15 protein-coding genes and 2 pseudogenes are annotated in these 19,394 nt (G+C 41.1%); 1 reads left to right on the top strand and 16 read right to left on the bottom strand.

Annotated elements, in window-relative coordinates; genetic code table 11:
* Nucleotides 1–59: 59 nt before the first annotated feature.
* The 6 genes from SB775_RS07525 to SB775_RS07500 all read right to left on the bottom strand — a co-directional run bounded on the left by SB775_RS07525 (nt 60) and on the right by SB775_RS07500 (nt 7,733).
* Nucleotides 60–1,946, bottom strand: a complete 1,887-nt coding sequence (locus SB775_RS07525) for a sigma-54-dependent Fis family transcriptional regulator (RefSeq protein ID WP_410861099.1) — start codon at nt 1,944–1,946, stop codon at nt 60–62.
* 221 nt (nt 1,947–2,167) lie between these two features.
* Complete coding sequence (locus tag SB775_RS07520; protein WP_089362224.1) at nt 2,168–2,944, bottom strand: acetoin reductase; 777 nt, start codon at nt 2,942–2,944, stop codon at nt 2,168–2,170.
* A 31-nt stretch (nt 2,945–2,975) separates the two neighbouring features.
* A complete protein-coding gene (gene lpdA, locus SB775_RS07515; protein ID WP_410861097.1) occupies nt 2,976–4,358 on the bottom strand; it encodes a dihydrolipoyl dehydrogenase in 1,383 nt (460 codons plus the stop codon).
* Between the two features lie 17 nt (nt 4,359–4,375).
* A complete protein-coding gene (locus SB775_RS07510; RefSeq protein WP_410861096.1) occupies nt 4,376–5,596 on the bottom strand; it encodes a dihydrolipoamide acetyltransferase family protein in 1,221 nt (406 codons plus the stop codon).
* A gap of 87 nt (nt 5,597–5,683) precedes the next feature.
* Nucleotides 5,684–6,718, bottom strand: a complete 1,035-nt coding sequence (locus SB775_RS07505; protein WP_410861095.1) for an alpha-ketoacid dehydrogenase subunit beta — start codon at nt 6,716–6,718, stop codon at nt 5,684–5,686.
* Nucleotides 6,719–6,740: 22 nt separating this feature from the next.
* A complete protein-coding gene (locus SB775_RS07500; RefSeq protein WP_410861094.1) occupies nt 6,741–7,733 on the bottom strand; it encodes a thiamine pyrophosphate-dependent dehydrogenase E1 component subunit alpha in 993 nt (330 codons plus the stop codon).
* A gap of 289 nt (nt 7,734–8,022) precedes the next feature.
* Here SB775_RS07500 and SB775_RS07495 point away from each other — a divergent pair.
* Nucleotides 8,023–8,190 (top strand): annotated as a pseudogene (locus SB775_RS07495) (IS6 family transposase); the annotation flags it as partial.
* A gap of 229 nt (nt 8,191–8,419) precedes the next feature.
* Here the strand turns inward: SB775_RS07495 and sdaAA are convergent.
* From sdaAA to gcvT, 10 genes and pseudogenes are all read right to left on the bottom strand, one after another.
* On the bottom strand, nt 8,420–9,295 hold the full coding sequence (gene sdaAA, locus SB775_RS07490) for an L-serine ammonia-lyase, iron-sulfur-dependent, subunit alpha (protein ID WP_125160827.1): 876 nt from the start codon (nt 9,293–9,295) through the stop codon (nt 8,420–8,422).
* Nucleotides 9,296–9,329: 34 nt separating this feature from the next.
* Nucleotides 9,330–9,992: an L-serine ammonia-lyase, iron-sulfur-dependent subunit beta gene (sdaAB, locus tag SB775_RS07485; RefSeq protein WP_317777452.1), complete on the bottom strand. Its 663-nt coding sequence runs from the start codon at nt 9,990–9,992 to the stop codon at nt 9,330–9,332.
* Nucleotides 9,993–10,721: 729 nt separating this feature from the next.
* On the bottom strand, nt 10,722–11,591 hold the full coding sequence (purU, locus tag SB775_RS07480) for a formyltetrahydrofolate deformylase (protein WP_377384357.1): 870 nt from the start codon (nt 11,589–11,591) through the stop codon (nt 10,722–10,724).
* 321 nt (nt 11,592–11,912) lie between these two features.
* A pseudogene (gene lpdA / locus SB775_RS07475) lies at nt 11,913–13,263 on the bottom strand (dihydrolipoyl dehydrogenase).
* A 108-nt stretch (nt 13,264–13,371) separates the two neighbouring features.
* The gene (locus tag SB775_RS07470) at nt 13,372–13,683 is read right to left on the bottom strand and encodes an iron-sulfur cluster biosynthesis family protein (RefSeq protein WP_410861092.1); all 312 of its coding nucleotides are present in this window, start codon (nt 13,681–13,683) and stop codon (nt 13,372–13,374) included.
* A 38-nt stretch (nt 13,684–13,721) separates the two neighbouring features.
* Nucleotides 13,722–14,600 (bottom strand): lipoyl synthase, encoded by an 879-nt coding sequence (lipA, locus tag SB775_RS07465; protein ID WP_089362216.1) that lies wholly within the window; start codon nt 14,598–14,600, stop codon nt 13,722–13,724.
* A 210-nt stretch (nt 14,601–14,810) separates the two neighbouring features.
* Nucleotides 14,811–16,295 carry an aminomethyl-transferring glycine dehydrogenase subunit GcvPB gene (gene gcvPB / locus SB775_RS07460; RefSeq protein ID WP_410861091.1) on the bottom strand — a complete coding sequence of 495 codons (1,485 nt, stop codon included), beginning with the start codon at nt 16,293–16,295 and terminating at the stop codon, nt 14,811–14,813.
* Nucleotides 16,288–17,640 carry an aminomethyl-transferring glycine dehydrogenase subunit GcvPA gene (gene gcvPA, locus SB775_RS07455; RefSeq protein ID WP_410861089.1) on the bottom strand — a complete coding sequence of 451 codons (1,353 nt, stop codon included), beginning with the start codon at nt 17,638–17,640 and terminating at the stop codon, nt 16,288–16,290. Before gcvPA ends, gcvPB begins: the two co-directional genes overlap by 8 nt.
* 1 nt (nt 17,641) lies before the next feature.
* Complete coding sequence (gene gcvH / locus SB775_RS07450) at nt 17,642–18,037, bottom strand: glycine cleavage system protein GcvH (RefSeq protein ID WP_061463194.1); 396 nt, start codon at nt 18,035–18,037, stop codon at nt 17,642–17,644.
* A 157-nt stretch (nt 18,038–18,194) separates the two neighbouring features.
* Nucleotides 18,195–19,304: a glycine cleavage system aminomethyltransferase GcvT gene (gcvT, locus tag SB775_RS07445; RefSeq protein ID WP_410861087.1), complete on the bottom strand. Its 1,110-nt coding sequence runs from the start codon at nt 19,302–19,304 to the stop codon at nt 18,195–18,197.
* Between the last annotated feature and the right edge of the window lie 90 nt (nt 19,305–19,394).

Raw genomic sequence — 19,394 nt, 5'->3', positions numbered from 1 at the left:
CCCCTTTCAATTTTCACGGATTTACTTAATCCTTTCTTACATAATGTACATTGCCCTGTCTATAAACCATACTTATGGAGCCGCTTGTAAAATGTACTTCTTGGTATATCCATAAACTTTGCTGCAGCGGTGACATTTCCTCTTGATCTTTGTAATGCCTCTAACATTAGATCCCGTTGGATTTTTTCACGGGTCGTCAGTTCATTCCCCTTGATGCATTTTTTACCGCCTTCCTTCAATGAAGGGATATCATCATGCCGGGCAATGGGCAGTGAATGCATGGAATTCAACACTTGAATATAATCCAGAGGTCCTTCCGCGAGTAAGATGGTCAATCGCTGGAGTACATTCTGTAGCTCCCTTATATTGCCTGGCCAATTGTAATCCTTTAATCGCTTCAATAACTCTTCCGTTAATGGAATATGCCAATCATTCTTTAAACACAAGTAGTTGACTAGATAAGGAATGTCTTCGATTCTTTCCCTTAAGGAGGGTACATGAATGGGGTAAACGTTCAATCGATAATATAAATCTTGACGAAAGGACCCATCATTGACAAGCTCTTCAAGATTACGGTGTGTTGCAGTGATAATGCGAATATCCAATGAAATGCTTTTGGTACCACCGATCGGAACGATTTTTCTTTCCTGAAGTAAACGTAGTAAGGCAACTTGCATAGCTAGTGGGATTTCCCCAATTTCATCAAGAAAAATGGTCCCTCCATTCGCCTGCTCGAACTTCCCTTTGTGCCCTTGCCGTTTAGCCCCTGTAAATGCACCATCAACATAACCGAATAGTTCACTCTCCATTAAATCTTTAGGGATGGCTCCGCAATTTATAGTGATGAACGGTCCATTTTTTCGAGAGCCATTTTCATGGATAGCCATGGCAATAAGCTCTTTTCCGACCCCAGTTTCACCAAATATGCACACATTAGCTTCTGTCGGTGCAACAAGCTTCATTTTCTGCAATGTGTTTTGAAAGGATTCGCTAATCCCGCTTTCTCCCTTGAAGTCAAACACTTCAGATGGCATTGAAGCAGGAAAAAGCCTATTGGTTTTATGACCATGATTTTCAGATAAGAATAAACACTTACCGGAAATCCTATTATCTTCTTTAGATAGAAGCAGGTTTTCCTTAACGATTCGATAGCCATGATTTAATAGATCGGCCAATGCCATGCCGATGGATTGAGGGATTTTTTTGCGAACCAGTTTGCTGGCGGATATGATCATTTCTTTATGATTACAAACGATAAAGAAACGATCTGGATAGGTTTCTGCAAGTTCTATCGAGTGCTTGATCAGTTCCAGCTCCTTTTTATAGGAACGCACTCCCATTTCCTGTTCGATCGTATACGCAAAATTGGCTACCATCCCCAGCATGGAAGGATGGGAATATTCTACTGGACACGATATATCCAAAACGCCTAATATCTTCCCGTCTTCATTTAAAATGGGCATAGCAGAGCAACTCCATTTATGCGAAGCAATGGAATAGTGTTCAGTACCTTGGATCATGACGGCTTCACCCGTTTTCAAAGCTGTTCCAATTGCGTTCGTTCCGACCTCACCCTCCGTCCAGCGTACACCCTCCACAAAATTTATTTTGCCTGCCTCATTGAGGATTTTCTCGTTTCCGGAAAGTGATAGGACATATCCATCGGGATCGACTAATAAAGCCATCATTCCCGATTCTTTTATAGATTGATTCATCCTTGATAATTGGGGTGATGCCAATTCTAATAGGAATGAGTTTTTTTCCTTTTGAATGTCCAATAATTCACTTGTCAATATGTGCTTGCCTTTATTAAGGTACGGGTTGACTTGATCTTTTTTGCAACGATGCCAAGATTCCATTATTCGCTTGTTCAGACGATTTGAATCTAGAACACCTTCACTGATAAAGCGTTCCCATGTACGTAGATAACAACTAGTGGACAGCATATAATCCTCCTCTAATCATTTGGTTTGAACCTTCAAAAATGAAAATAAACTTAGTAAATCTAGCGGGAAAATACCATGGAGTTATAAAAAAGGATGTTAATCGAGGTCCATTTAATTATAGTAGATTATGTATCCGCTTACAATATATAGATTGAGTTTACTAAAAAAGCTTCATGTGATTATTCACATGAAGCTTCACTATCGATCCTTTATTTGCTAGCTTATGAAAAAAGGACACCCCCATCAATCATGATGGATTGACCTGTCATATAATCAGAATCAGGTGAAGCAAGATATGATACGAACTTGGCAACATCTTCTGGGGTTTCGGAGCGTCCTAAGGTTATGGAATCAGTAAACTTTTTAAATGTTTCCCCTTTTTCAAGATTCATATAATGCCCCATTTTTTCATCGATTAAATCCCACATTTGCGTCCCGACAATACCTGGACAGTATGCATTCACCGTGATGCCAAACTGGGCCAATTCCTGTGCTGCCGCTTGTGTAAGGCCTCTCACGGCAAATTTTGTGGCTGAGTATGTACCAAGCAAGCTAAAGCCTTTAAAACTGGCAATGCTGGCAGCACTAATAATTTTCCCGCCTTCTTGCTTTTTCATTTGTTCAGCAGCGGCTTGCAGGCAATAAAGGACACCATTGACATTTATCTTGAAAATCTGTTCAAGGTCTTCTTGAGTTACTTCCAATAGAGGCTTTATTTGAGCAATTCCTGCATTTGAAACCATTACATCCAGTTGTCCAAAACGTTCCACCACTTGATCAACCATTTCGAATACTTCCCGTCTATTGCTTACATCTGCTTTAATGGCAAGGCTTTCACGTCCAAGTTCCCTGATCTCATTTACGACCGATTTTGCCGTTTCCAGATTGACGTCGTTAATCACCACATTCAATCCATCTTGAGCTAATCTTAAAGCAATGGCACGTCCGATACCACGTCCTGCACCAGTGACTACCGCCGTCCGATGACCGCTAGCCATACAAAATCCCCCTTATGTTACATGAATAGTTTTAAGAATGTACTGCTTGACCTACAACATTTAAAAGAGCTTCATGGATGGATTCCGACAAGGTTGGATGCGCCGCCACTAAATCTTCCATCATTTCTGCCGTTATTTCCGAATGCAGCATGATTGTTCCTTGACCGATCAATTCCGTTGCATGTTGACCAACGATGGAAAAGCCTAAAATCTCATTATATTGAGGGTTTACAAGGACTTTGACCTTTCCTGCCAGTTTATTGGAAATGGCGGCTTTCCCATTTGCTGAAAAAGCAAACTCCCCAACATTAATCCCTCCATATTTTTTACGCGCTTCTCTTTCCGTCAAGCCTACACTGGCAATCTCCGGGGAGGTGTAAATGCAGCGAGGGATTGCCCGGTAATTAACTTGTGTAAATTGACCACAGGCATTCAGAGCCGCCACCCGCCCTTCATGAAAAGCAACATGGGCAAGTTGTATGCCCCCGATCACATCACCACAGGCATAAATTGATGGATTGCTTGTTTGCATTCGATCATTCACCGAGATGCCATTTCGGGAAAAATCAATACCGTTTCCCTCTAGGTTCATCCCGTGGACTCTTGGCTTTCTCCCTATTGATACGAGTACGTAATCAGCATGAAAATCTTCTAATTCCCCATTGCTTTTCTCCAAAAACACCGTCTTACTAGTTGAATTGATATTTTTTACAGATGTGGAGGTATGGACTGTCACGCCTTGGCTTTTCAATTCTTTATGCAAGATGCTCGAGATATCATCATCTTCCTCTGGAAGCAGCTTTTCCCCCATCTCGATAACGGTTACCTTGGTGCCCATCCTACTATAAATACTGGCAAATTCACATCCGATGACTCCGCCTCCGATAATTAGTAACGAAGCGGGAATAGCAGGAAGTGACATGGCTTGACCACTGTGGATGATCCATTCTCCATCAAACGGCGCAAAAGGTAATGGAATCGGTTCAGACCCAGTTGAAATGATGACCTTACTAGCTTCAATCTCTTCATTCTTATTTCCGTTCTCGATCCTCAGTCGATGGCTCGAAAGGATTGACGCTCTTCCCTGAATGACTTTTATTTTATTCTTTTTCATTAAATATTGAATGCCATTCACCAGTTTAGATACGACATCTTTTTTACGTTCCTGAACGGTTTCCCAATCGACTTCAATCGAATTGGGGGAGAGCCGAATTCCCATTTGGCCAGCATTTTTCACCAATTCATACGTATCGGCACTTTCCAATAGTGACTTCGTTGGCATGCACCCTTCGTTTAAACAGGTTCCACCTAATGGCCCGTCGACTACCAATATGACCTCCTTATCGTGCTGGGCAGCAGTGATTGCCGCTACATACCCAGCCGGACCTCCGCCTATAATGGCTATACGATTCAAGCGCTTTCCCTCCCTTTCTATAAAATCACGGTGATCGGCTCTTCTAAATACCTTTTTAGTGTTTGTAAAAAGGCAGAAGCAGGTGCTCCGTCGAGTACTCGGTGATCAAAAGTTAAACTGAGTGGCAAAATTGTTCTTCTTTCCAATTCATCGCCAATATAAAGCGGTGTATCGTAAGCAGATCCAATCCCAAGTATCCCTGTTTCCGGTGTATTCAGAATCGGTGTAAAGTGCTCAACTCCGTATGCCCCCAGGTTACTGATGGTAAAAGTTGACCCTTGCATGTCTTCACTAGGCAATTGACCGTCACGTGCACGCCTAGCCAGTTCCTTACCCTTTTTCGATAAATGTCTTATGGTACAACTTTCGGCGTTTCTTATGACCGGAACAACAAGCCCCTTCTCCAAGGCCACTGCTAATCCAAGATGTATATGCTCATACAAATGGATATTATCTTCAATATAAGCACTATTCATTTTAGGATGCTCTTTTAGTGCAAGTACGACAGTTTTGGCAACAAAGTCCGTTATCGTCAGTTTAGTTGATTCATGTCTTTGTAGGATTTCATTGGCTTGTTTTTGCAGTATGACTAAATCGGTGACATCAACCTTCATCGTGAGAGTTAATTGGGCACTGTTTTGCAAGCTCTCCTTCATACGCTTGGCAATGATTTTCCTCATTCCTGACACTGGAATTTGCTGTGGACTTTCTAAAGGATGTTGGGGGTCCACTATTCTTTCTTCTTTATTTACTGACTTGGAATCACTTTTCTCCATTTCTTTCTGTACATCATCTTTAGTGATTCTTCCGCCTGGTCCTGTACCTTGTATCTTCTCAATATCAAGATTGGCTGCCTGTGCCATTTTTCGTGCAATTGGGGTGATCAATAATCGGTCCCCCTGTGGCAAAATGGGTGACTCTTTGGTTTTCGGCTTTTCTTGTTCATCAATTTCCAAATCGATTTTTTCAGCAACAGGTTCTTTGATCATAATTTTTTCGTTCGGATTTCCAATGTGACAGATAACGGTTCCTGGGGGTACACCTTGTCCTTCTTGAACAGCTATGTTCAGAATGGTACCTTCCGTTGGAGATTCGATATCCATTTCTATTTTCTCCGAATTGATGCTGGCTATTGCTTCACCTTTTTCGACCGAATCCCCAACCTCCTTACTCCATAACGAAACAGTGCCTTCTTTCATTGCCATGCCCAATTTTGGCATTACCACTTCGACCGCCATATCTTTTTTCTCCCTTCGGATTGGTTTCTGTGTCCATTATTGGTTTGCTTGTTCCGGCTTAAAAAGCTGGAGCATCATACTATTGAATTACACCCCAAGAATGGATGGCTCCCCCAATAACTCCGAAACGACCTGTATCACTTTTTCCGATGTTGGAAGGTAAATATCTTCTAGCGGAGGAGAAAAAGGTACAGGTGTATGTGGAGCTGTAATCTTTTTTATTGGCGCATCGAGCGTGTCAAATCCCTTATCCGCAACCAATGCGGCAATATCCGTTGCCATGCTGCATCTAGGATTCGCTTCATCCATCACGATCAAACGATTTGTTTTTGCCACAGAGGAGAGGATCGAATCTTCATCCAGCGGTGACAAGCTCCTTGGATCTACAATCTCAATTTCAATTCCTTTCGCTGCAAGTTTTTCAGCAGCCTCCATTGCCGTGTGAACTTGTTTACCGATGGCAACGACCGTCAAATCCGCGCCATTCCTTTTAATTTCCGCTTTGCCGATCGGGATTGTATAATAGCCTTCTGGGACCTCTCCTACCATGTTATATAGCGTTTTATCTTCAAAAAAGATGACTGGATCATTATCTTCAATCGCTGATAGCAAGAGCCCTTTTGCATCATATGGGGAAGATGGAACGACCACCTTTAATCCAGGAATGCTTGTAAACAAGGCATAAAGGCTTTGTGAATGCTGAGCTGCAGCCCTGAATCCTGCACCATGCATCGTACGGATCGTCACAGGAACTTGTGCTTTCCCCCCAAACATATAACGGAACTTAGCACCTTGATTCAATACTTCATCTAAACAGCTGCCAATGAAATCGTTGAACATTAACTCGGCGATCGGTCGTAAACCTGTTGAGGCGGCTGCCATTGCCGCTCCCATATAGCCTGCTTCTGCAATGGGTGTATCGAGGATCCTGTCCCGGCCAAACTCTTGAACCAATCCCTTTGTGACACCTAAAACGCCACCCCATGCTTCGTCATCCTGCAGATGATCAACTTCAGCACCGCCCGCTACATCCTCTCCCATAAGGATGACATTTTCATCTTTTCTCATTGCAATGGCCATTGCTTCATTTATCGCTTGTGACATACTGATTTTTCTACTCATCTAAAATTCCTCCTTTTTTGGTTTAATAGGATACATACACATCTTTTAATAAATCGGATTCCTCTGGATACGGGCTTTCTTCACTGAACTTTACTGCCTCTTTAATAGATTCCTCAACGGCACTCTCAAGAGAAACCAATTCTTTTTCCCCCAGCAAATTCTGATTCAGTAAGTAATTCCGAAACAGGGCAATCGCATCTTTCTCTTGTTTATGCTCCTTTTTGTCTAGTTCATTTTTATATTTCTGTGCATCTCCCTCGAAGTGTCCATAATTACGATAAGTAACGCATTCGATTAATGAGGGTCCTTCTCCCCTGCGAGCTCTCTGAACGGCTTCTTCAGCAACCTTATACACAGCCATTACATCTTTCCCATCCACCCGGGCACCTGGAATATTGTAGCTAATCGCACGATCGGCTATCGTTTTACAGCTGGAAGCATAGTTGAAAGGCGTTGCTTCCCCATACCCATTATTTTCAGCGATGAATATAACGGGTAACTTCCAGATTGCCGCCAGATTTATGCCTTCATGGAATGTCCCATGATTATTGGCACCATCACCAAAAAAACAAACACTAACATGATCAGTCTTTTTATATTTGGCCGTCAATGCTGCACCGCATGCGAGCGGAAAGCCTCCACCGACTATCCCGTTCGCGCCTAACATCCCCTTATCGAGATCGGCAATATGCATGGAACCGCCTTTTCCTTTACATAGCCCTGTCACTTTCCCATAGATTTCAGCCATCATCCCGTTTAGGTCGCATTCTTTTGCAATACAGTGGCCATGCCCCCTATGAGTGCTTGTAATGCTGTCTTTATCGGATAGGTGTGCACATACTCCTACAGCTACCGCTTCTTCCCCGGCATACAAATGGACAAACCCTGGTAAAATCCCCTTTGCAAATGATTCATGAACCTGGTCTTCAAATTTTCTTATTTCCAGCATTTTTTTGTACATCCAATAAGCTTTGTCTTGTGATAACTTCATTTCATTCTTTTGAACCGTTTCCATATTTCAGCCCCCAATCATTAATAATGAGTCAATGATCTATATTGCAAATAGTGTGCCAAAATGGAAGTTCGGTAAATTAGGACTTTTTCTATTTTCAGTCGAAACAAAACGAGACAAAATGAGATTGTTGTCTCGTTTTGTCTCGTTTTTTAAAAATATATTATCCCGATTCACTTACCACTGAAGTGAAAAGATGGTTTGAATGTGGAAGCAGTCTGTTTAAGGAACAAGCTCTTTATGCACCATTTACTTAGATGCTCGTACTTACTTATGGGGCAAGTTAGTTAAAGTGGAACAAAATCTTCGTTTTATTAAGAAGCGCGTGCGTTCTATGTTAGGGTTCAAACAGTAACCTCTATATTGAGTAGTCTGAGGCCATGCATATGATAAAAAAGGGACAAATTTAATCAGTGTCCAAAACCAGAAAAAGTTCATCCACCAAGTAATACGATTTTGATCGGATTCCGTCATCAAGGTTTGAAAATCAAAGGGTTTCAGTCCTACAATGCGAGTCCTCTGAAACCTGAAGGCTCCGTAACTGAAGCTAGGGTTCACCTTATATCCCTGGTTAGTCATGAACAGGGTTCAATTTTGTACCTAGAGGTGACTTTGTTATTTCTCCAATGTATTGCAATACAGAGAACTTTTGAGGACAAGGATTTCATAACTGAGCTTAGGGTGTAGGTTTATTTATATGAACCGAAAATTTCCTTTGCCAATCTACGCCCAGTCGGAGTCGCAGCTAGGCCGCCCTCTGCCGTTTCACGAAGTGCAACTGGCATGGTCAATCCTATTTTATACATGGCGTCGATCACTTCGTCACATGGAATGCGGCTCGTAATGCCTGCAAGTGCCATATCAGCTGCCGTTATCGCGTTGGAAGCACCCATTGCGTTTCGTTTCACGCAAGGAACTTCGACCAATCCAGCAACTGGATCACAAACCAGTCCAAGCATATTTTTCAATGTGATCGCCATCGCTTCCGCGGCTTGGCTCGGTGTACCGCCGGCAAGTTCAACTATCGCAGCTGCCGCCATTCCACTTGCCGAGCCCACTTCTGCTTGGCAGCCACCAGCCGCTCCAGAAATGGAAGCGTTGTTTGCAACCACGAATCCAAAGGCAGCGGAAGTGAAAAGAAAATCAATCATCTCAGCTCGGGTTGGGTGTAATTTTTCTTTCACGGCAAATAACGTACCGGGAACCACTCCAGCAGAACCGGCAGTTGGAGTTGCACATATCACTCCCATTGCTGCATTGACTTCGTTCGTCGCAACCGCTTTACTGACGGCATCCAGTAGCAAGTTGCCCCCGAGTGCCTTGCCTGTTTTGATATAATTTTGCAAAAGAACGGCGTCCCCGCCGGTTAGACCTGTAACGGATTGCACCCCTTTAAGACCTCTCTCAACCGCTTGCTCCATCACTGTCAAATTCCTGTCCATCTTTTCAATGACCTGTTCTCTCGACAGGCTTGAGAACTCCATTTCTTGTAAAATCATGATTTCCGCGATTTTTACATTTTTACTTTCAGCAAGTTCAACCAACTCTGCTACATTTCGGAACATGTTTTTACCTCCATATCTGTGCCCACACTTTTAATCATTCAACCATCCTTATGACTTGCGACACGTTTTCCAAACTTTCAATTTCCTTCATGACATCGCTCTTGATTTTCTGATCGACTTCAATCACCATGAGAGCCATTTGACCTTTTTCTTTTCGTGAAACTTCCATATGCCCAATATTAATTTCATGATTGGCTAAAACCGTTGAAACGGAAGATATAATTCCATAAACATCGTTATGTACCACTAAAATAGCTGGGTTTTCACCTGACAATTTTAGCTTGAACGTATTCAACTCTGTTATTTCTATCGTTCCGCCGCCTATCGAGATCCCAACAAGTTCTAATTCTTTACTTTCGTCGAACAGTCTGATTTTGACTGTATTAGGATGATCCATCACCGTATCCTCGATTATAAAGGTAACTTCCATACCCGCTTCTTCCGCTATCGTCAATGAAGTGGGAATTCGTTCATCATCCGTATCGAAATCCAAAATTCCGCCTACGACAGCAACATCCGTACCATGTCCCCTGTATGTTTTTGCAAAAGAACCATATAAAGAAATGATGGCTTTCTTCGGTTGCTTTTCGAATAATGTCCGTGCTACTCTGCCGATTCTGGCAGCTCCTGCTGTATGTGAGCTCGAAGGTCCAATCATGACGGGACCGATTATATCGAATGCAGATCTGTATTTCATTGTTCAATGCCCCTTTCCTGGCAATAGATTTTTTTAACAGCCATTCATTATGCCGCTTTTTGCTCTTCATTCACCCTTATTTGTCAAACGGTCCTAATCTTTTAATTCTGAACACGATTAGCAAAGGAAACCTACCGCATCTCCCACAACTGTACATAGCCCAGATGTGATCGTTGCCTTTACAGGATAATGGAAGCCACACATAACTTCCAGCCCTGCGATTGGTGTGGCCCGTCCCGGTTACATGTTCAAAAAGTATGGAAAAAGCTCTACAAGACGAGAACTTCCCTTGAGCAAGTCAATGCTTAAAAAGAGTTCTTTTAACTATAATAATTTCAGTTATCGAACAGGCTAAAAAGGTAAAATACATGTCGATTTTACGATGCTTATTTATATTTATAATGCTCAGAAATTAGCAGTGAATCGCCTCAATCAGCAAATGCACAAAATGAATCAAGCTGTTTTTCGTTTAAGTAAACGTGGCAAAACTTTTATGGAATTGATTTTAATTATAATAGAGATTGAGATGTGGGCATTAATATAGGAATAGGTAAAAATAGTAATGATGTCCCGTTGAGATATGACAAAATACTACCAAGGACGAGTATTTTGTCTGCTCTAATAGATTAGTAGAGAAAAATCTTTAAAGATATTGGAAAAATAATAAATTCCTCAATTATCTTTAAAAATTAAAGTTATCTCCTATCATTGAACATCATAATATTGTATTTAATCAAACACGATTGTTTTATTACCATGAATAATAACTCTATCTTCAATATGCCAAGAAACAGCTTGGGCAAGAACCTGTCTTTCCACATGACTTCCGGTAACCTTTAATTCTTCGATTGTATGTCTATGATTAACCCGCTTTACATCTTGCTGAATAATGGGTCCTTCATCAAGATCATTCGTAACATAATGAGCAGTTGCTCCAATTAACTTAACACCACGGTTATAGGCCCTCGCATAAGGATTTGCACCGACAAACGCCGGTAAGAAAGAATGATGGATGTTAATAATTTGATTTGGGAACTCCGATACAAATGTAGGGGAAAGAATTTGCATATATCTAGCCAAGGCAATAAAGTCTGCTTTCCCTTTCAATAGATCCAGTGCTTTCTGTTCTGCTTGTTGCTTCGTTTCATTAGCTAAAGGAATATGATAATAAGGGATGCCATAACTTTCTACTATTTTTTTAAAATCTGGATGATTACTGATCACCATCGGAATTTCCACTGGAAGTTCATTCGATTTCCAACGCCATATAAGCTCCATAAGACAGTGATCCATTTTGGATACAAAGATAGCCATTCGTTTTCTTTTATTATTACCGCTTAAGTTCCATTCCATCGCATAGGCCTGGGCCAGCACATGTAAGTCCTCTTCAAGTTTTGCATAGGAAGCATCAAAGTCGTTTAAATCAAATTCGATCCTCATAAAAAACATACCTGCTTGTGGATCCGTCGTATGTTGGTCAAAATGAACAACATTTGCTCTGCTTTCTAATAAAAGGTTAGATACAGCTGAGATAATACCTGGTTTCTCTGGACAAGATATTAATAATTTAGCACGGTTAACATTCACTTCTTTATACAATGGTCTCTCACCATCCTTTAGATTTGTAATTAAAATATGTAAAAACTTTCGAATTCAGAAAGGGTGGCTAAACTCTACCGCTATAGGTGTCCGAACAAAACCGTTACTACACTTTCATTTCTAGCAATCTTGAACTACGGTGAGAGGGACGATAGACCTTAAAATTTTTTTACTGACAGACGCTTCCGCTTCCGTAATTTAACATCTCCGGTTTTCATAGTGAAACTACTTGATACTTAATATCGAACTTCTCCCACCTATCATATGGCTCGCCTCCCCTTAAGGAAGAAGTATTCAACTCTTCTTTTAATATTTTTATATCTATGAGTGTATTTCCTTACCATATACAGCTAGGGCAGCTTCCCCAATTGCTTCCGCTAATGTAGGGTGAGGGTGTATCGTATGCGCAATATCCATAGCTGTTGCATTTAATACTCGTGCAAGACCAACTTCTGAAATCATATCTGTTACATGTGGCCCAACCATATGCGCTCCTAACAACTTACTAGACTCTTCTTCAACAACGAGTTTGACAAAACCATCTGATTCACCAAAAACAAGAGCCTTTCCAATCGCACGGAAGGAGAACTTTCCTGTTTTTACTTGATATCCTTTCTCCTTCGCATCCTCTTCTGTTAAGCCTACACTAGCTACTTCTGGGTTACTATATATGCATTTTGAAACAAGAGTTTGATCAAGTGGCACAGGGTTTTCTCCTGCCATATGTTCAATTGCGATGATCCCTTCATGTGAAGCAACATGGGCAAGCTGTAATCCTCCGATCACATCTCCAATTGCATAAATGTTTGGCTCATTCGTTTGATAATACTCATTTGTTTGAATAACACTCTCGACTTCAACTTTGGTATTTTCAAGGTGAATGCCTTCTATGTTTGCTAATCTTCCGACAGATACTAATAATTTTTCTGCTGAAAATGTCGTGTCTTTCCCTTTATATACCGCCTTTATAGAGACACCGTCACCTTTTTCTAACGATTCTGGAAGTACCTTTGCCCCTGTTACGATTTTCACACCTTTTTTCTTCATTAGTCGCTGTACTTCCTTTGAAATATCTTTATCTTCTGTCGGTAAAATGCGCTCGGCATACTCAATCACAGTCACTTCTAATCCAAAGTCAATAAGCATCGAAGCCCATTCTATTCCAATATAGCGCTTCATCCGATGTCATTACATATTCGCTATCTGCTTCTAGGCCGGGTAATGTCCTTGGACGAGATCCTGTAGCTATTAAAATATGTCGAGGGTTTAATATTGTTTCCCGTTCATCATTAATCAGTCTCACTAAAACATCTTTCGACTGTAAAATACTTCCTTTCCCTTCAAACACATCTATTTTCCCTTTTTTCATTAAATGTTGTACACCTTTAAATAAGCGTTCTGTTATTTCTTCTTTTCTGGCCTGTACTTTTGAGAAGTCCAGTCCAACTTCCGGTGCAATAACACCAAATTTATCTGCATTTTTTGCATTCGAATATACCTCTGCACTTCTTAATAATGCTTTACTTGGAATACAACCTGCATGAAGGCATGTTCCACCAAGTTTTCCTTGTTCAACTACCGCCGTTTTTAATCCTAATTGAGACGCACGAATGGCCGCAACATATCCACCGGTGCCGCCACCGATGATAACAACGTCATATTTTTGATTCACCTAATACATCCCCCTTTTGTTTTCATAACCATGAATATATGGATAGAGTAAGAAAAACAACATATTAAACACGATCTATTCTATTAATAGGTAAGCCGTGACGATTCTTTAATTTATTTCAATGGCACATGCACTGGATGCAAAGCTTTTTTCAACAATAAAGCCACTATCTTCTATATAATCAATTTGTGTTTCTTCATTTAAATAGCGTTTTGTAAAATGATCTAATCTAAGCTGAAGTCCCTCATATTCAATAATTGCATCATTTCGGCGGGGTTCATCCAATAAGAGGGAGAACTTCACCGACAGCCCGCAGCCACCGGCAATATCAGCGTCAATGCGAGGAATTTGCGCACCCTTACATGTCATTTCCTTCAGTTTATTCATGGCTGCCTCTGTTATTTTTATTTTGACTATCATCTGATTCTCCCCTTTCTTAATGGTTTATTGAAAAATGATTACGCATTAACCTTAGTTGCACGGACTTGTTCATCTGCATGATAGGAGGAGCGAACAAGCGGACCGGCTTCGCAATGACTAAATCCTTTTGACATGGCAATGTTTTTCAGTTCTTCAAACTCTTCTGGGCTCCAATATTTTTCGACCTTCAAATGTCGTTTAGTAGGCTGCAAATATTGACCAATAGTCATGATGTCTACATCGTTAGCTCGAAGATCATCCATTGTTTCCATAATTTCTTCTTTTGTTTCTCCTAGACCAATCATGATGCTTGATTTAGTAGGGATGGTGGAATTCATTTGCTTTGCCCGCCTTAAAAACTCTAATGAACGTTCGTATGTTGCACGTGCACGAACTTTTTGGGATAAGCGTTTTACTGTTTCAATGTTGTGATTCAAAATGTCTGGTCTTGCATCCATTAATGTTTTTAAGTTGTCATATTCCCCATTCAGATCGGAGGGGAGAACTTCAATGCTGCAAAATGGATTTTGCCGCCTCACTGCCTTTACAGTTTCTGCAAATACTTCTGCTCCGCCGTCTTTTAAATCATCACGAGCAACGGCGGTAATCACCGCATGCTTTAAGTTCATTTGCTTTACTGATTCTGCGACACGTTCGGGCTCTTCCCAATCAAGCTCTGATGGTAGCCCTGTTTGAACTGCACAGAATCTGCAAGCCCGCGTACATACACTTCCTAAGATCATGAAAGTTGCCGTTTTTCGTACCGCCCAGCATTCATGAATATTAGGACATCTTGCTTCTTCACAAACAGTATGAAGTTTTTTTTCACGCATCATTTTCTTTAAGCCTGTATATTGTTCATTCGTATTTAATTTAATTTTAAGCCATTCTGGTTTACGAAGATCAGTGATGGACATTTTAGTTCTCACTCCTATGAGCAGATGTAATTTTAGCTTTAAATAGGTTGGTCAATAGGGCTAAAAAAAAGACCGATTGAGTTTCTCCATTGCTCTGTCTTTTTAGTTCTCAATATCCTTTTTAAACACGCTTATGAAACCACCTAGAATGAAATATTGAGATTCTTTTCTTTATAATCCATCCTTGGTGGTCCATGTTCAATCATTCATTTATGACGTTATCGCTGCTTCCTCTACTACTTCCTCTTTGGAATAACGCAAGATTGGTTGTCTAGCTGCTTGGACCTCATCCAATCGCCCAATCACCGTAGTATGTGGTGCGTCTAAAACAACCCCAGGGTTTTCTTCTACTTCTTTGGCAATTTGAATCATTACATCCGCAAATGCATCGAGTGTTTCTTTCGACTCTGTTTCTGTCGGTTCAATCATCAGACATTCCTCTACATTTAACGGGAAATAGATGGTCGGCGGATGGTAGCCGAAATCCAGCAGACGTTTTGCCATATCAAGTGTTCTTACACCCAGCTTTTTCTGCCTGGATCCGGATAGGACAAATTCATGCTTGCAAATTTGTGAATATGGCGATTCAAAGTATGGCTCTAATCTTTTACGAAGGTAATTAGCATGAAGCACGGCACTTTCTGATACTTGGCGCAGCCCTTCTGGACCCATCGTGCGAATATACGTATACGCCCGCAAGAGAATTCCGAAGTTTCCATAATACCCTTTTACCCTTCCGATAGAGTGCGGATAATTAGCGTTCAGCACATATTTATCACATTCTTTTTCTATGCGAGGCACTGGCAAGTAAGGAATAAGTTTCTCTTTCACACCGACAGGACCTGCCCCTGGGCCGCCACCTCCATGAGGCGTAGTAAATGTTTTGTGCAGATTTAAGTGCACGATGTCAAAGCCCATTTGACCTGGTGTTGTTTTACCTAAAATGGCATTGGCATTCGCTCCGTCATAGTATAATAGGCCCCCTGCTTCATGAACAACCTGAGCAATTTCCACAATTTCTTTTTCAAAAAGTCCAAGGGTATTCGGATTCGTCAACATTAGCGCAGCTGTATCAGATCCCACATGTTTCTTTAATTCTTCTAGGTCAACTAATCCATTTTTATCGGATGGAATCGTGATCGTTTGAAAACCAGCAACACTTGCACTTGCAGGATTTGTACCGTGCGCTGAGTCTGGAACAAGTACTTTCGTTCTGGTTTCACCTTTTTGAGCATGATACGCCTTAACCATCATTAAACCTGTCCATTCCCCTTGAGCCCCTGCGGATGGCTGTAATGTTACAGCATCCATTCCTGTAATGACGGCTAGCTCTTCCTGTAATTCATATAAAACTTCTAATGCACCTTGTACTGTTTCAACGGGCTGATATGGATGAATGCGGCTAAAGCCTTCCAACCGTGCCACATCTTCATTTATTTTCGGATTGTACTTCATCGTACAAGAACCCAGTGGATAGAATCCATTATCGATTCCATGGTTTTTATTTGAGAGCGCTGTGTAGTGGCGGACAAGCTGCAACTCTGATACTTCTGGCAGTTCCGCCGGTTCGTCACGAATTAAATGCTTTGGAAATTTTTCATTTATATCAACATAGTCAACGTCACTATCCGGAATACTTGAACCTACCCGTCCTGGACGACTTATTTCAAAAATTAACTCATTATATTCAACCATTTACAATCGCCTCCAAAGCATCAACAAATTGGTCAATTTCTTCTTTTGTTCGCTGCTCAGTCACAGCTAGCAGCATTTTATTTTCAAAACCGTAATCACTTTCTAAATCAAATCCACCGATAATACCCGCCTTAAGAAGTTTTGCATTGACTTCCTTTACCGGACGAGGAAGCTCGACAACAAACTCATTGAAGAATGGAGCCTCATTGATTATGGTAAAGCCCTTCTGCTCTAGAGTTTTCGCCATGTAATCAGCTTTCTCAATGTTTAGCTGTGCCATTTGACGAATCCCTTGCTTACCAAGTGATGTCATACAAATAGAAGAGGCAAGAGCATTTAATGCCTGGTTGGAACAAATATTGGATAAGGCTTTATCACGGCGAATATGCTGTTCACGTGCTTGAAGTGTTAACACAAATCCACGCTGTCCTTTTTCATCTGCTGTTTGGCCTACAATGCGTCCTGGGATTTTGCGCATGAGTTTTTTATTTACCGCAAAATAGCCGCAGTGCGGACCGCCAAAGGACATTGGGATTCCTAATGGCTGCATATCACCGATTACAATATCTGCCCCAAGTTTCCCAGGAGTCTGCAGGAGTGCTAGTGCAAGAGGATTGGCGCTTACGATTAAAAGGGCACCATGTTCTTCCGCAATTTTCTTAATTGCTTTTATATCCTCAATAGAACCGAAGAAATTCGGATATTGAACAATTACGGCAGCAGTGTCCTTATCTATTTGTTCTTGCAGCTTCCCTAAATCTGTAACCTCATCTGCTAGGTTTACTTCCTCGGCTGTATATCCCGGGCCTCCTGCTACTGTATGTAAAATTGCCCTGGATTCAGGATGTACCGCTTTGGATACAAGAACTTTCGAACGTCTTGTAGATGCAACAGCAAGTGATGCAGCTTCTGCAAGCGATGTAAAACCATCGTACATGGAAGAATTAGCCACATCCATACCTGTCAACTCACAAACCATCGTTTGAAATTCAAAAATTGCTTGTAATTCACCTTGACTGATTTCCGGTTGGTAAGGTGTATAGGCTGTGTAAAATTCGGAGCGTGAAATCATATGGTTTACCACACTTGGAATGTAATGATCATATGTACCCGCACCTAGGAAAGTCGGGTAATGATTCGCATTTTTGTTTTTGATAGCAAGCTGGTTCATTCTTTTCACAAGCAGAGGTTCAGGAACCGCCTTTGGGATGTTTAGCTCACCCTGCAATCTGATTTCAGCTGGAATATCTTCAAATAACTCATCTATCGAAGAAATATTTAAAAATGTGAGCATCTCGTCTTGGTCTTGTTCAGTATCAGGAAGGTATCTATAATTGGCTGCCATATTATTCCTCTCCTTCATTAGTAAATGCTTGATACTCATCTTCGTTTAGAAGCGAGTCTAACTCTTCTGGATTGGACATTTCTACTTCGACTAACCACCCTGCTTCAAATGGATGCTCGTTAATCGTCTCTGGAGCGCCTTCTAACTCTTCGTTTACAGTAACTACCGTACCTGAAACAGGTGAGTAAAGTTCGGAAACTGCTTTAACCGACTCGATCGTTCCCATCGATTCATTTACAGCTACTTCATCATCAATCGCTGGGTTTTCAACAAAGACGATATCACCTAACGCCTTTTGTGCATAATCAGTGATTCCAATACGTACACGATTTCCTTCTAATTGTTGTACCCACTCATGTTCTTTGCTATATCTAAAAATTGATATTACCTTCGTCATTGTATTTTCCCCTTTTCTTTTGGTTTTTTCACTATTGCCATAATCCAGAATATAGATTGGGTGATTTTACCCATATGAGCCGATTTCAAGGCTGCATGCAAGGTAACCGAAATCGACTCCTGAAAACTGCACGATAACTCTATTAAAATATTTCCGCTTACCTTTTATAGAATGGTGCATTAACAATAACGGCTTCAATCTGTTTATTTCGGATTTCCACTTGTATCGGCGTCCCTACTTCAGCTTGATCGGCTGATACCAAGGCAAGACCTAAGCTTTTCTTCAAAGATGGTGATTGTGTTCCTGATGTCACAATACCTATTTCCTCTCCATCTTTAGAAATTATCTTGTAACCATGACGCGGAATTCCCCGGCCTATTACTTCAATCCCTACTAATTTTCGTTTTAATCCAGTTTCTTTTTGTTGTGTAAGAGCAGATTTTCCAATAAAGTCACTTTCTTTATTCGTCTTTACGACAAAGCCGATTCCTGCTTCCAGCGGGCTGATATCGTTACTTAGTTCCTGGCCATAGAGTGCAAGACGTGCTTCCAGCCGAAGCGTGTCCCGTGCACCAAGTCCGCATGGTTTTAATCCATTCGTGGCTCCTGCTTCTAAGATCTTTTCCCAAAGTACTTCCGCTTTGTCTGCAGATAAATAAAGTTCATATCCATTTTCTCCTGTGTAACCTGTACGGGATACAAGTACATCGGTAATCCCCGAGATGTTGACATGTTGGGCGAATTTAAAAGAACCAATTTCTGATAAATCTATTTCCGTTAACTTTTGCAAAATGGTTTCTGCCTTTGGTCCTTGGATGGCAAGCTGAGCGATGTCTTCCGAAATATTTTGGAGTGCCATCTCTCCTTTTACATGCTGCTTCATCCATTCGTAATCTTTCTCAATATTTGCGGCATTAATGACGAGTAAATATTTTTCATTCCCTAATTTATAAACTAATAAATCATCGACGGTTCCACCGTCTGGATAACACATTGCGGTATACTGTGCTTGATTGATGCTAAGCTTTGTTACATCGTTTGTAACAAGGTAGTTAATATAACTCTCGGCATCTTTCCCTTCCACAAGTACTTCTCCCATATGAGAAACATCAAAAAGTCCTGCTTCAGTTCGAACAGCTTCATGCTCTTCTAAAATGCTAGTAAATTGAACCGGCAGAGCCCAGCCACCAAAATTTATAACTTTTGCTCCGTATTTTTTATATACTTCAAAAAGCGGTGTTTGCTTTAATGCTGTTTCAATACCCATGATCTACCCCCAATTATGATTTTTTGTAAAATAGATGTTCTTTCACCTGTTACCGGTTTCTTTCATTGCCATGATTCCAAAAGACATATC

The organism is Peribacillus sp. SIMBA_075 (assembly GCF_046534585.1).
The sequence above is the reverse complement of the archived record's forward strand: the minus strand, read 5'-3'. Positions and strand labels throughout refer to the sequence as shown.

Coding starts and splice junctions, on each gene's coding strand:
- gcvH (WP_061463194.1), bottom strand. CDS start 18,037: ATGACGAAGGTAATATCAATTTTTAGATATAGCAAAGAACATGAGTGG.
- SB775_RS07505 (WP_410861095.1), bottom strand. CDS start 6,718: ATGAGTAGAAAAATCAGTATGTCACAAGCGATAAATGAAGCAATGGCC.
- sdaAB (WP_317777452.1), bottom strand. CDS start 9,992: ATGAAATACAGATCTGCATTCGATATAATCGGTCCCGTCATGATTGGA.
- SB775_RS07500 (WP_410861094.1), bottom strand. CDS start 7,733: ATGGAAACGGTTCAAAAGAATGAAATGAAGTTATCACAAGACAAAGCT.
- gcvT (WP_410861087.1), bottom strand. CDS start 19,304: ATGGGTATTGAAACAGCATTAAAGCAAACACCGCTTTTTGAAGTATAT.
- SB775_RS07520 (WP_089362224.1), bottom strand. CDS start 2,944: ATGGCTAGCGGTCATCGGACGGCGGTAGTCACTGGTGCAGGACGTGGT.
- gcvPB (WP_410861091.1), bottom strand. CDS start 16,295: ATGGTTGAATATAATGAGTTAATTTTTGAAATAAGTCGTCCAGGACGG.
- SB775_RS07470 (WP_410861092.1), bottom strand. CDS start 13,683: ATGATAGTCAAAATAAAAATAACAGAGGCAGCCATGAATAAACTGAAG.
- sdaAA (WP_125160827.1), bottom strand. CDS start 9,295: ATGTTCCGAAATGTAGCAGAGTTGGTTGAACTTGCTGAAAGTAAAAAT.
- lipA (WP_089362216.1), bottom strand. CDS start 14,600: ATGTCCATCACTGATCTTCGTAAACCAGAATGGCTTAAAATTAAATTA.
- SB775_RS07525 (WP_410861099.1), bottom strand. CDS start 1,946: ATGCTGTCCACTAGTTGTTATCTACGTACATGGGAACGCTTTATCAGT.
- SB775_RS07510 (WP_410861096.1), bottom strand. CDS start 5,596: ATGGCGGTCGAAGTGGTAATGCCAAAATTGGGCATGGCAATGAAAGAA.
- gcvPA (WP_410861089.1), bottom strand. CDS start 17,640: ATGGCAGCCAATTATAGATACCTTCCTGATACTGAACAAGACCAAGAC.